The following is a 13,198-nucleotide window of genomic DNA, read 5'->3' as shown; positions in this document are numbered from 1 at the left end:
GGGTTTGCTGCGGTTTAGACGCCTATTCAGTTCGCTCCGGTATGGAGCTGGCGCCTGCTTCAGCAGTGCCGACAGGATCGGCAAAGCGTGTTACCGAAAGACACACGCGGCGACGCCGATTCGATTCCACAATCCTGAACTGGACGGTATAGTCCACCGCGTGAACCCGGCCTACCTCCCCGTTGCCCTCGACGCGCGCGATGAGCGCGTGTTCGATGCCGTGCGCAGACTGCTGGCCGAGCAGGGCATGCAGATGAGCATGGACGCAGTGGCCCAGCATGCCGGCTGCTCCAAGCAGACCCTGTACTCGCGCTACGGCAGCAAGCAGGAACTGCTGCGCCGGGTGATGCAGCGCCACGTCGGCCACGCCACCGGGGCCATGCTGCGTGCACTCCGCAGTGACGACCTGCGTGCCAGCCTTCTCCAGTTCGCCACCGACTTCCTGGAGCATTTCAACCAACCGCACGTAGGACAGGCCTGCCGGCTGATTGCAGCCGAGGCAGCCCAGTTTCCCGAAGAGGCGCGTACGCTGTACCGGCACGGTGCCGGCGCGCTGACGCTTCATCTTGCTGAATGGATTGAAACCGTTTGCATGCAAGGCCAGCTCCGGCATGACGACCCGCACTTCATGGCCGAACTGCTGCTGAGCATGATCGCCGGTCAGGATTTCGACAAACAGCGCTTCCATACCCCCCATCGTGATGACGCGCTCCTGCGTCGGCGCTGGGCAGAGTTCTCCGTCGACAGCTTCCTGCGCGCGTTCGCGCCACAGCCGTCGCCGGCCCCGTCTACAAACCAACCCCGGAGTTCCTCCTGATGACCGCCCCACTCCGCACCCTTGCCTTGACGTGCGCCGTTGCTGTCGCGCTGGCTGCCTGCAAGAAGCCGGAACAGCAGACGCCCCCGCCGCCGGAGGTGGGCGTGATCGACGCCAAGCCGCAGACCCTGCCGCTGCAGCGCGAGCTGGTCGGCCGCCTGTCGCCGTTCCGCAGCGCCGACGTCCGCGCACGCGTACCCGGCGTGCTGCTCAAGCGCGTTTACCAGGAAGGTTCGCAGGTCAAGCAGGGCCAGACCCTGTTCCTGATCGACCCGGCGCCGTTGCGTGCCTCGCTCAACGCCTCCGAGGCCCAGCTGGCTTCGGCCCGCGCCACCTACGCCAATGCCAAGGTCGCCGCCGATCGCGCGCGCTCGCTGGCGCCGCAGCAGTTCGTCTCCAAGTCCGACCTGGACAACGCCGAATCGGCCGAGCGCACCGCCCTGGCCGCCGTCAAGCAGGCCGAAGCGGCAGTGACTTCTTCGCGGATCAACCTGGGCTACGCCGAAGTGACCGCGCCGATCAGTGGCGTGGCCAACAAGCAGCAGGTCACCGAGGGCGCGCTGGTCGGCCAGGGCGATGTGACCCTGCTGACCACCGTTGACCAGCTCGACCCGCTGTATGTGAACTTCTCGCTGAGCGTGGATGAGCTGACCCAGCTGCGCGCGCAGCAGGCCAAGGGCTCGCTGGCGCTGTCCGGCGACGGCAAGGCCACGGTCAACGTCAAGCTGGCCGACGGCAGCACCTATGGTGAGCCGGGCACGCTGGACTTCTCCTCGACCACGGTCGACCCGGCCACCGGTGCGGTGTCGCTGCGTGCGCTGCTGCCGAACCCCCAGCAGATCCTGCTGCCGGGCGCCTTCGTCAGCTTCCAGGCCAACCTGGGCGAGCGCAACAATGCCTACCTGGTGCCGCAGCAGGCGCTGCTGCGTGACACCACCGGCGGCTACGTGATGGTTGTCGGTGCCGACGGCAAGGTGGTGCGCAAGAACGTGAAGACCGATGGCGCGCAGAACGGCAACTGGCTGGTCAGCGACGGCCTGGCCGCCGGTGACAAGGTGATCGTGGCCGGCGTGCAGAAGGTCAAGGAAGGTGCACCGGCGGTGGCCAAGCCGTGGACCCCGGGGCAGGACGCCAACGGCAAGCCTGCCGCAGGCGGCGCCGCTCCGGCGGGCGCAGCACCGGCGGCAGGCAAGGCACCGGCCGACGCGGCCAAGCCGGAACAGGCCGATGCGGCCAAGCCGGCCGCCACCGATTCGAACAAGCAGTAACGGGAACCTTCCGTCATGCCTAAATTTTTCATCGAACATCCAGTCTTCGCCTGGGTGGTTGCGATCCTGATCTCGCTCAGCGGCGTGATCGCGATCCTCAACCTGGGCGTGGAGTCCTATCCCAACATCGCCCCGCCGCAGGTCACCGTCTCGGCGACCTACCCGGGCGCCAGCGCGGACACCACCGAGAAATCGGTCACCCAGGTGATCGAGCAGCAGCTGACCGGTATCGATCACCTGCTGTACTTCAGCTCCTCGTCGGCCTCCAACGGCCGCGCGCAGATCACCCTGACCTTCGAGACCGGCACCGATCCGGACATCGCCCAGGTGCAGGTGCAGAACAAGGTTTCGCTGGCCACGCCACGACTGCCTTCGGAAGTGACCCAGCAGGGCGTGGTGGTGGCCAAGGCCAATGCCGGCTTCCTGATGGTGGTGGCGCTGCAGTCCGATACCCCGACCATCAACCGTGACGCCCTGAACGACATCGTCGGCTCGCGCGTGCTCGACCAGGTCTCGCGTATCCCCGGCGTCGGCAGCACCCAGCAGTTCGGTTCCGAGTACGCCATGAACATCTGGCTGAACCCGGAGAAGATGCAGGGCTATGGCCTGTCGGCCAGCCAGGTACTGGCCGCGGTACGTGCGCAGAACGTGCAGTTCGCCGCCGGTGCGCTGGGTTCGGACCCGTCGCCGGAAGGCCAGCACTTCACCGCCACGGTCTCGGCCGAAGGCCGCTTCAGCTCGCCGCAGGAATTCGAGAACATCATCCTGCGCGCCAACGCCGATGGCTCGCGCGTGCTCCTCAAGGACATCGCCCGCGTCGCCTTCGGTGCCAACAACTACGGCTTCGACACCCAGTACAACGGCAAGCCGACCGGCGCCTTCGCCATCCAGCTGCTGCCGGGCGCCAACGCCCTGAACGTGGCCGAAGCGGTGCGCGCCAAGATGGACGAGCTGCAGCCCAGTTTCCCGTCCGGGGTGACCTGGTTCTCGCCGTACGACAGCACCACCTTCGTCAAGATCTCGATCCAGGAAGTGGTCAAGACCCTGTTTGAAGCGGTCCTGCTGGTGTTCCTGGTGATGCTGATCTTCCTGCAGAACTTCCGCGCCACACTGATCCCGACCCTGGTCATCCCCGTCGCCCTGCTCGGTACCTTCCTGGGCATGTGGATGATCGGCTTCACGATCAACCAGCTGACCCTGTTCGCGATGGTGCTGGCGATCGGCATCGTGGTCGACGATGCGATCGTGGTGATCGAGAACGTCGAACGCATCATGAGCGAGGAAGGCCTGGCGCCGAAGCCGGCCACGCAGAAGGCGATGACCCAGATCACCGGCGCGGTGGTGGCGATCACCGTCGTGCTGGCGGCGGTGTTCATCCCGTCCGCCCTGCAGGGCGGCGCCGCCGGTGAGATCTACAAGCAGTTCGCTCTGACCATCGCCATCTCGATGGCGTTCTCGGCGTTCCTGGCACTGGGCTTCACCCCGGCGCTGTGCGCGACCTTCCTCAAGCCGACGCACAACGACAACCCGAACATCGTCTACCGCACCTTCAACAAGTACTACGACAAGATCAGCCACACCTACGTGGGCCACATCACCTCGGCGGTGCGCCATGCGCCGCGCTGGATGATCCTGTTCGTGGTGCTGACCGCGCTGTGCGGCTTCCTGTTCACCCGCATGCCGGGCAGCTTCCTGCCGGAAGAAGACCAGGGCTATGCGCTGGCGATCGTGCAGCTGCCGCCGGGCTCGACCAAGGGCCAGACCAACGAAGTGTTCGCGCAGATGCGTGGCATCCTGGAAAAGCAGGATGGCTATGAAGGCATGCTGCAGGTGGCCGGCTTCAGCTTCGTCGGTTCCGGCGAGAACGTGGGCATGGGCTTCATCCGCCTGAAGCCGTGGGAGGAACGCAAGTTCACCGCGCCCGAGTTCATCCAGAACATGAACGGCGCGTTCTACGGCATCAAGGAAGCGCAGATCTTCGTGGTCAACCTGCCCACCGTGCAGGGCCTCGGCCAGTTCGGCGGCTTCGACATGTGGCTGCAGGACCGCAGTGGTGCCGGCTACGAACAGCTGACCCAGGCGCGCAACATCCTGCTGGGCAAGGCCGCGCAGAAGCCCGAAGCCCTGGTCGGCGTGCGTCCGAACGGGCTGGAGAACGCCCCGCAGCTGCAGCTGCACGTGGACCGCGTGCAGGCGCAGTCGATGGGCATGTCGGTGTCGGACGTGTACAGCACCATCCAGCTGATGCTGGCCCCGGTCTATGTCAACGACTTCTTCTACGAAGGCCGCATCAAGCGCGTGACCATGCAGGCCGATGGCCCGTACCGCACCGGCCAGGAGTCGCTGAAGAGCTTCTACAGCCCCTCCACCCTGACCCAGAACGCCGATGGCACCAACGCGATGATCCCGCTCAACACGGTGGTCAAGTCCGAATGGGTGTCGGCACCGCCGTCGCTGAGCCGCTACAACGGCTACTCGGCGATCAACATCGTCGGCTCGCAGGCCCCGGGCACCAGCTCGGGCGAAGCGATGCAGACCATGGAGAGCATCGTCAACGACGACCTGCCGGCCGGCTTCGGCTACGACTGGTCCGGCATGTCCTACCAGGAAATCCTGGCCGGCAATGCCGCCACGCTGCTGCTGGTGCTGTCCATCGTGGTGGTGTTCCTGTGCCTGGCCGCCCTGTATGAAAGCTGGTCGATCCCGGTGGCGGTGCTGTTGGTGGTGCCGCTGGGCGTGCTGGGCGCACTGGGCCTGTCGATGCTGCGCGGCCTGCCCAACGATCTGTTCTTCAAGATCGGCCTGATCACCGTGATCGGCCTGGCCGCGAAGAACGCGATCCTGATCGTGGAGTTCGCGGTGGAGCAGCGCGCAGCCGGCAAGAACCTGCGCGATGCCACCATCGAAGCGGCCCGCCTGCGCTTCCGCCCGATCCTGATGACCTCGTTCGCGTTCATCATGGGCGTGATCCCGATGGCGATCTCCACCGGCGCCGGCGCCAATTCCCGCCACGCCATCGGTACCGGCGTGATCGGCGGCATGCTGTTCGCCACCCTGCTCGGCCTGCTGATGATCCCGGTGTTCTTCGTGGTCGTGCGCCGCATGCTGGGCGACAAGCTGGATGAACCGTCCAAGGAGTTCATGGAACGCCAGCGCGACGCGGATGCTGCACACCGCCCGGATCGTTGATCCGGCAGTGCGCTGAAACGAAAAGGCCCCGGAGCGATCCGGGGCCTTTTTCTTGCCGCCTTTGAATTCATGCCAACCAAGGTTGGCATCTACCAGGGCAACGGCATGCCCGGTAGCCGCCAACCTTGGTGGGCGCCGTTCGAGTCACGTTTCAGCGCAACAGCGCGACCACCAGGCACACTGCCACGATTACCAGTGCAGCCCACTGCATGGGCACAAAGAAGAAATGATGGGGCGCCACTTCGCCCTTCTGCCGGGGTGCCCGGTTGAGCCACAGGCCCAGCAGCACGTTCACCGCCGCGCCAATGCTGGCACCCAGCAACACCTGCGAGAGTGGGGTGTTGCCCTTGGGGCCTGCGTGCGGGAAGAAATACGCCAGCAGCAGGATCGCTGCGATCGGCGTGATCAGTGTCAGGATTCCCCAACCACGATAGATCATCTGTGCAGACCGTATGGAAACGGCCTGCATTGGAACAGATCCGGCATCGTTCGGCCAAGAGCACAGCGCATCCACGCGTGGCGTGGATCGACCGGCCGCGCCGCCATTGCAGCGGCGCGGCCGTTGCGTCTCAGCGCAGCCCGGTTTCGTTGCGGGCGATCACCAGGCGCTGGATTTCCGAGGTGCCTTCATAGATCTCGGTGATCTTGGCATCACGGAAGTAACGCTCCAGCGGCATCTCCTTCGAATACCCCATGCCGCCGTGGATCTGCACCGCCTGGTGGGTGATCCACATCGCCGCTTCCGAGGCGGTGAGCTTGGCGATGGCGGCTTCGTTGCTGAAGCGCTTGCCCTGGCCCTTCACCCAAGCCGCGCGCAACGTCAGCAGCAGCGCTGCATCCAGCTTGCACTTCATGTCGGCAATCTTGGCCTGGGTCATCTGGAAGGTGCCGATGGCGGCACCGAAGGCCTTGCGCTCCTTCACGTACTCCAGGGTCGCTTCATAGGCGGCACGGGCGATGCCGATGGCCTGCGAGGCGATACCGATGCGGCCGGCATCGAGCACGCTCATGGCGATCTTGAAGCCCTCGCCCTCCTGGCCCAGCACGTCCTCGGCCTGCGCCACGTAATCGTTGAACTCGATCTCGCAGGTGGCCGAGGCGCGGATGCCCAGCTTGGGCTCGGTCTTGCCACGACCGAAACCGGCCTTGTCGGTATCGATGATGAAGGCGGTGATGCCGCGCGCGCCCTTGTCCGGCTCGCTCATCGCGAACAGCACGATGTACTTGGCCACCGGGCCGGAGGTGATCCAGCTCTTCTTGCCATTGATGACGAAGGTGCCGTCGGCCTGTTTCACCGCGCGGCAGCGCATGGCAGTGGCATCGGAACCGGACTGCGGCTCGGTCAGCGCGAACGCGCCGATGGCGGTGCCTTCGGCGATGGCACGCACGTAGGTCTGCTTCTGCTGCTCGGTACCGTGGGTGAGGATGCCGTTGCAGAACAGCGAGTTGTTGACCGACATGATGGTCGAGTGAGCGGCGTCGGCGGCGGCGACCTCCACCATCGCCAGCACGTACGCAACCGGGTCCATGCCCGCACCGCCGTACTCGGTCGGCACTTCGATGCCCATCAGGCCGTTCTCGCCCAGCAGGCGGATGTTGTCCAGCGGGAACTCGCCGGTGCGGTCATGGTGCTCCGCGCTGGGGGCGATCTTTTCCTGCGCGATGCGCCGCGCCACGTCCTGCAGCATCAACTGCTCTTCGGTAAAGCTGAAATCCACAACACCCTCCCGGGTACATGAAGTTATGGGCCGCATACGGCGCGCCCAGGTGCTCCGATTGTACCGGGGGCCGGCTGTTTCCGTACGCTGGCGACTTGACCGCGGCAGGCCTTCTCGGCGAATATATCTCTATATCGCGATAGGTAGATATTTATGGATCTGGAAGACTGGTCGACCCGCCTGAAGGTGTTCGCCGATGCCACCCGCGTGCGCCTGCTGGCGCTGCTGGAGCAGGAGGAGCTGACCGTGGCCGAACTGTCGGCAATCACCCGGCTGGCGCAGCCGCGCGTGTCCACCCACCTGGCGCGCCTGAAGGAAGCCGGCCTGGTCCGCGACCGCCGTGCCGGCGTGTCGGCCTACTACCGTTTCGACGAAGCCCAGCTGGACCCGGCGCAGCGTGCATTGTGGCATGCCTTGAGCAACGGAAGCGACGACCCGTTGCTGCGCCAGGATGCCGAGCGCGTGGCTGCAGTGCTGGCCCATCGCGCCTCTGACCAGAACTGGGCCGACAGCGTGGCCGGCGACATGGAGCGCCACTACTCTCCGGGCCGTACCTGGGAGGCGCTGGCGCGCACCGCCTTGCCGTTGCTGGAGACCGGCGACGTGCTGGACATCGCCTCCGGTGACGGCGTGCTGGCCGAACTGGTCGCCCCCCACGCCAAGCGCTACATCTGCATCGATACCAGCGCGCGCGTGGTCGCCGCTGCCAGCGAGCGTCTGCGCCGGCTGCCCAATGTGGAAGTCCGCGAGGGCGACATGCATGCCCTGCCGTTCAAGGACGGCAGCTTCGACCTGGTGGTGCTGATGCACGCGCTGACCTATGCCAGCAAGCCTGCGCAGGCCGTAACCGAAGCCGCACGCGTGCTGCGCCCGGGCGGCCGCCTGCTGCTGTGCAGCCTGGCCCGTCACGAGCACAAGGCAGCGGTGGAGGCCTATGGCCACGTCAACCTCGGCTTCAGCGACAAGGAGCTGCGCAAGTTCGTCGACAAGGCCGGCCTGCAGGTGTCCAGCCTGGAAACGGTCACCCGCGAGAAGCGTCCGCCGCACTTCGAAGTGATTTCGCTGATCGCCAACAAGCCCTGAGCCCGAGACCACCATGCCCGCCCTGCCCTGGTTGCATCCTGATCGTGCCAACGCCCTGCTCGACGCCCTGCGCGAGCGGATCCTGATCATCGACGGCGCGATGGGCACGATGATCCAGCGCCATGGCCTGCAGGAAGACGACTACCGCGGCGAGCGATTCGCCGGTGGCTATGACCATGCGCACGGTCCCGGCTGCGACCACGGCACGCCTGAAGGCCATGACCTGAAGGGCAACAACGACCTGCTGCTGCTGACCCGGCCGCAGGTCATCGCCGACATCCATACCGCATACCTGGATGCCGGGGCGGATCTGGTCGAGACCAACACCTTCAACGCCACTTCGGTCAGCCAGGCCGACTACCACCTCGAACACCTGGTGTACGAGCTGAACAAGGCCGGGGCCGCCGTTGCACGCGCCTGCTGCGATGCGGTGGCTGCGGCCACGCCGGGCAAGCCGCGCTTCGTGATCGGGGTGATCGGTCCCACCAGCCGCACCGCTTCGATCAGTCCCGACGTCAACGATCCGGGCTTCCGCAACACCAGCTTCGACGAGTTGCGCGACACCTATCGCGAAGCCATCGAGGGCCTGATCGATGGCGGCGCCGACACCCTCATGGTCGAGACCATCTTCGACACGCTCAATGCCAAGGCCGCGCTGTATGCGCTGGAGGAGGCCTTCGACGCGCGTGGTGCACGCCTGCCGGTGATGATCTCCGGCACCATCACCGACGCCTCCGGGCGCACCCTGTCCGGGCAGACCGCCGAGGCCTTCCATGCGTCACTGGCGCATGCGCGCCCGCTGTCGATCGGCTTGAACTGCGCGCTGGGCGCCGAGGCGATGCGCCCGCACGTGGAAACCCTCTCGCAGGTCGCCGACTGTTACGTCAGCGCACATCCCAACGCCGGCCTGCCCAACGCCTTCGGCGAGTACGACGAAACGCCTGAAGAGATGGCCACCACCCTGCGCGGCTTCGCCGAGGATGGCCTGTTGAACCTGGTCGGCGGCTGCTGCGGCTCCACCCCCGACCACATCCGTGCGATCGCCCGCGCCGTGGCCGGGCTGCCGCCGCGCGCCCTGCCCGGTGTCCAGGAGCAGGCCGCATGAATGTCGCCGCCACCGTTCCACACTTCCCGCCCTCCTGCTGTTGAGCCGACGCCTGCCATGACGCCTGTCCGCCCTACCCGCCTGTCCGGCCTGGAACCCCTGGTCATCACTCCGGACCTGCTGTTCATCAACGTCGGCGAACGCACCAACGTCACCGGCAGTGCGCAGTTCCGCAAGCTCATCAAGGAAGGCCGCTACGAAGAAGCGGTGGACGTGGCCCGCCAGCAGGTCGCCAGCGGCGCGCAGATCCTCGACGTCAACATGGACGAGGGCCTGATCGATTCGGAAGCGGCGATGACCCGCTACCTCAACCTGATCATGTCCGAGCCGGACATCGCCCGCATCCCGGTCATGGTCGACTCCTCCAAGTGGAGCGTGATCGAGGCCGGGCTGAAGTGCCTGCAGGGCAAGAGCGTGGTCAATTCGATCTCGTTGAAGGAAGGCGAGGCGCTGTTCCGCGAACACGCGCGCAAGGTCCTGCGCTATGGCGCCGCCGCGGTGGTCATGGCCTTCGATGAAAGTGGGCAGGCCGATACCTGCGCGCGCAAGGTCGAGATCTGCACCCGCGCCTACCGCATCCTGGTCGACGAGATCGGCTTCCCGCCGCAGGACATCATCTTCGACCCGAACATCTTCGCCGTCGCCACCGGCATCGAAGAGCACGACAACTATGCGGTGGACTTCATCGAAGCCACCCGCATCATCAAGCAGACCCTGCCGCACTGCCACGTCTCCGGCGGCGTCTCCAACGTCTCGTTCTCGTTCCGCGGCAACGAAACGGTGCGCCAGGCCATCCACTCGGTGTTCCTCTACCACGCCATCGCCGCCGGCATGGACATGGGCATCGTCAACGCCGGCGCCATGCCGATCTACGACGAGCTGGAGCCTGAGCTGCGCGAGCGCGTCGAGGACGTGATCCTCAACCGCCGCAGCGATGCCACCGAGCGCCTGCTGGAGATCGCCGAGCGCTACAAGGGCAGCAAGGGCGCGGCGAAGACCGAGGACCTGGCCTGGCGCGGGAAGCCGGTGGCGCAGCGCCTGGCACATGCGCTGGTGCACGGCCTGGATGCCTTTGTCGAGGAAGACACCGAGCTGGCCCGGCAGGCCTCCAGCCGCCCGCTGGACGTGATCGAGGGCCCGCTGATGGACGGCATGAACATCGTGGGCGACCTGTTCGGTGCCGGCAAGATGTTCCTGCCGCAGGTGGTGAAATCCGCACGCGTGATGAAGAAGGCGGTGGCCTACCTGCTGCCGTACATCGAGGCGGAGAAGGCACGCAGCGGTGATACCGCCAAGAGCAATGGCAAGATCATCATGGCCACGGTGAAGGGCGATGTGCATGACATCGGCAAGAACATCGTCGGCGTGGTCCTGGCCTGCAACAACTTCGAGGTGGTCGACCTGGGCGTGATGGTGCCGGCGCAGAAGATCCTCGATGCCGCCCGCGAGCACAACGCCGACCTGGTCGGCCTGTCCGGACTGATCACCCCGTCGCTGGAGGAGATGAGCCACGTCGCCCGCGAGATGGAGCGCCAGGGCTTCGACCTGCCGCTGCTGATCGGCGGCGCCACCACCTCGCGCGCGCACACCGCGCTGAAGATCGACCCGCACTACAAAGCGCCTACGGTGTGGGTGAAGGACGCCTCGCGCGCGGTGGGCGTGGCCCAGTCGCTGATCTCACGCGACCTGCGCGAAGCCTTCGTCGCGGCCAACGAGGCCGACTATGCCGAGATCCGCGCCCGCCACCGCAACCGTGGCGACGCCAAGCGCCTGGTGACGCTGGAACATGCGCGCGCGCAGAAATTCCAGGGCGGCTGGGACAGCTACATGCCACCGGCACCGGAACACCCCGGCCTGCACGTATTCGACGACTACCCGCTGGACGAGCTGGTCGACTACATCGACTGGACGCCGTTCTTCCAGGCCTGGGAGCTGGCCGGCAAGTTCCCGGCCATCCTCACCGACGAGATCGTCGGCACCCAGGCCAGCGAGCTGTACCGCGATGCGCGCGCGATGCTCGAGCGCATCGTCGGCGAGAAGTGGCTGACGGCCAAGGCCGTGTTCGGCCTGTGGCCGGCCAACAGCATCGGCGACGACGTCCGCGTGCAGCACCCGCAGGGCGAAACCACCCTGCACTTCCTGCGCCAGCAGGTAGACAAGCCTGCCGAGCGCCCGGACTTCTGCCTGGCCGATTTCATCGCGCCCCTCGACAGTGGCAAGCAGGACTGGATCGGCGCGTTCGCAGTCACTGCCGGTATCGGCATCGACGCGCACGTCGCGCGCTTCGAGGCCGAGCATGACGACTACAACGCGATCCTGCTGAAAGCACTGGCCGACCGCCTCGCCGAGGCGCTGGCCGAGCGCCTGCACCAGCGCGTGCGTACCGAATTCTGGGGCCATGAGCGCGCCGAGGCGCTGGACAACGACGCCCTGATCGACGAGCAGTATCGCGGCATCCGGCCGGCGCCTGGCTATCCGGCCTGCCCGGAACACAGCGAGAAACGGCGCCTGTTCGACCTGCTGCAGGCCGAAGCAAACGCCGGCATGGAATTGACCGAGAGCTTCGCGATGCTGCCCACGGCCGCTGTCTCGGGCTACTACTTCAGCCATCCGCAGAGCCAGTACTTCGTGGTCGGCCGGCTCAGCCGCGAACAGGTCAGCGATTACGCCCGCCGCAAGGGCGTGGACCGCGCCCAGTCCGAACGCTGGCTGGCCTCCAACCTCGACTACGACCCCGAATGACACAAAAAGGGGACGGAGGGGATTAAGTCGTTTATGCATTCGCGACTTAATTCCCTCCGTCCCCTTTTTTGCCTCATCATTCCGCGATGACCGTTCCCGTTGCACGCCTCTCCAGCTTCTACCTGTTCTACTACGCGGCGCTGGGCGCGTTCACGCCGTACTGGAGCCTGTTCCTGACCGCGCGCGGCATGAGCGTGACGGCCATCAGCGTGATGATGGGCCTGTGGTACGCCACCCGCGTGATCGCGCCCAGCACCTGGACCTCGCTGGCGGCCGCATCGCCACGACCGATCCGCCTGCTGCGCGCGGGCTGCGTGCTGACCCTGCTCAGCTTCGCGGTATTCCTGCTGCCGCTGCCACAGACGTGGATGTACCCGGCGATGGTGGTGTTCTGCTTCTTCTACAACGCGGTGATGCCGCAGTTCGAGTCGATCACCCTCACCCATCTGGGCAACGACAGCCATCGCTACGGGTTGATCCGGGTCTGGGGCTCGCTCGGCTTCATCGCCGTCGTGACCCTGTTCGGCTGGCTGATCGAAGATGACGGCACGGCCAGCCACGCCGGGCTGCTGCCGTGGATGATGCTGCCACTGTTCGCGCTGCTGGTCGCCTCGGCCTTCAGCAACCACTACGCGCGCGGCATCGGCAAGACCGGCGGCGACGCCAGCGGCTTCTGGCAGATCGTGCGCCGACCGCCGGTGCTGGCGTTCTTCCTGGCCGCCTTCATGGAGCAACTGTCTTTCGGCCCGTACTACACGTTCTTTTCGGTCTACATGGACCATCACGGCTACCGCACCTCCACCCTGGGCCTGTTGTGGACCATCGGTGTGGTCTTCGAAGTGGGCGTGTTCTTCACCATCGGCCGCTTCTTCCGCCGCTATGACGCCAGCTGGATGCTGTTGATCGCGCTGGTCAGTTCCTGCCTGCGCTGGGCCGTGACCGCACTGTTCCCGGAAAACCTGCCGGTGATGCTGCTGGCGCAGAGCGCGCACGCGCTGGGCTTTGCGGCGTTCTTCGCAGCAGCGATGCAGATGCTGGCGACCTACTTCCCCGGTCGCCTCAATGGGCATGGCCAGGGGCTGCTGTACGGATTCTCGTCCGGTGTCGGCGGTGTGCTCGGCGCACTCATTGCCGGCCAACTGTGGAAGATCGACGATGGTCGCACCGCGTTCCTGGCCGGCAGCGGCTTCGCCCTGATTGGCGCCCTGCTCTGTTTCTTCGCACTGAGCCTGCCGCTCATACGTGCGCGACGGAACAGCCGCGTGCGCTGACCCCT

The 13,198-nt window shown here is 66.0% G+C and carries 9 protein-coding genes; 7 read left to right on the top strand and 2 right to left on the bottom strand.

Features of this window, described 5'->3' with window-relative positions; all coding sequences use genetic code 11:
• Positions 1 to 160: 160 nt before the first annotated feature.
• Genes AC5P53_RS07120 through AC5P53_RS07110 form a run of 3 tightly spaced genes read left to right on the top strand, consistent with a single transcriptional unit; the run spans position 161 to position 5,274 of the window.
• The gene (locus tag AC5P53_RS07120) at positions 161 to 817 is read left to right on the top strand and encodes a TetR/AcrR family transcriptional regulator (RefSeq protein WP_111207029.1); all 657 of its coding nucleotides are present in this window, start codon (positions 161 to 163) and stop codon (positions 815 to 817) included.
• Complete coding sequence (locus tag AC5P53_RS07115) at positions 817 to 2,085, top strand: efflux RND transporter periplasmic adaptor subunit (RefSeq protein WP_032962064.1); 1,269 nt, start codon at positions 817 to 819, stop codon at positions 2,083 to 2,085. The genes AC5P53_RS07120 and AC5P53_RS07115 overlap by 1 nt, the downstream gene beginning before the upstream one ends.
• A 15-nt stretch (positions 2,086 to 2,100) precedes the next feature.
• Positions 2,101 to 5,274, top strand: coding sequence for a multidrug efflux RND transporter permease subunit (locus AC5P53_RS07110; RefSeq protein ID WP_046431562.1), 3,174 nt, complete (start codon positions 2,101 to 2,103; stop codon positions 5,272 to 5,274).
• Between the two features lie 151 nt (positions 5,275 to 5,425).
• Here the strand turns inward: AC5P53_RS07110 and AC5P53_RS07105 are convergent, their stop codons facing one another.
• Both AC5P53_RS07105 and AC5P53_RS07100 read right to left on the bottom strand, forming a co-directional pair.
• Positions 5,426 to 5,713 carry a hypothetical protein gene (locus AC5P53_RS07105; protein WP_277878426.1) on the bottom strand — a complete coding sequence of 96 codons (288 nt, stop codon included), beginning with the start codon at positions 5,711 to 5,713 and terminating at the stop codon, positions 5,426 to 5,428.
• A gap of 130 nt (positions 5,714 to 5,843) precedes the next feature.
• Complete coding sequence (locus AC5P53_RS07100) at positions 5,844 to 6,992, bottom strand: acyl-CoA dehydrogenase family protein (RefSeq protein ID WP_014647680.1); 1,149 nt, start codon at positions 6,990 to 6,992, stop codon at positions 5,844 to 5,846.
• A gap of 153 nt (positions 6,993 to 7,145) precedes the next feature.
• On the opposite strand from AC5P53_RS07100, the gene AC5P53_RS07095 reads away from it, so the two are divergent.
• The 4 genes from AC5P53_RS07095 (at position 7,146) to AC5P53_RS07080 (ending at position 13,193) form a co-directional block, all read left to right on the top strand.
• Complete coding sequence (locus AC5P53_RS07095; protein ID WP_014037755.1) at positions 7,146 to 8,075, top strand: ArsR/SmtB family transcription factor; 930 nt, start codon at positions 7,146 to 7,148, stop codon at positions 8,073 to 8,075.
• A gap of 13 nt (positions 8,076 to 8,088) precedes the next feature.
• The gene (locus AC5P53_RS07090; RefSeq protein WP_014647681.1) at positions 8,089 to 9,180 is read left to right on the top strand and encodes a homocysteine S-methyltransferase family protein; all 1,092 of its coding nucleotides are present in this window, start codon (positions 8,089 to 8,091) and stop codon (positions 9,178 to 9,180) included.
• A gap of 57 nt (positions 9,181 to 9,237) precedes the next feature.
• Positions 9,238 to 11,922 carry a methionine synthase gene (gene metH, locus AC5P53_RS07085; protein WP_241887797.1) on the top strand — a complete coding sequence of 895 codons (2,685 nt, stop codon included), beginning with the start codon at positions 9,238 to 9,240 and terminating at the stop codon, positions 11,920 to 11,922.
• A gap of 86 nt (positions 11,923 to 12,008) precedes the next feature.
• Entirely contained in the window at positions 12,009 to 13,193 is a 1,185-nt protein-coding gene (locus tag AC5P53_RS07080) for an MFS transporter (RefSeq protein WP_241887796.1), read from the top strand.
• Positions 13,194 to 13,198 lie beyond the last annotated feature (5 nt).

The sequence above is a fragment of the Stenotrophomonas sp. YJH_SMC_82 genome (genome assembly GCF_059368875.1).
This window is presented reverse-complemented; position numbering and strand designations above follow the sequence as displayed.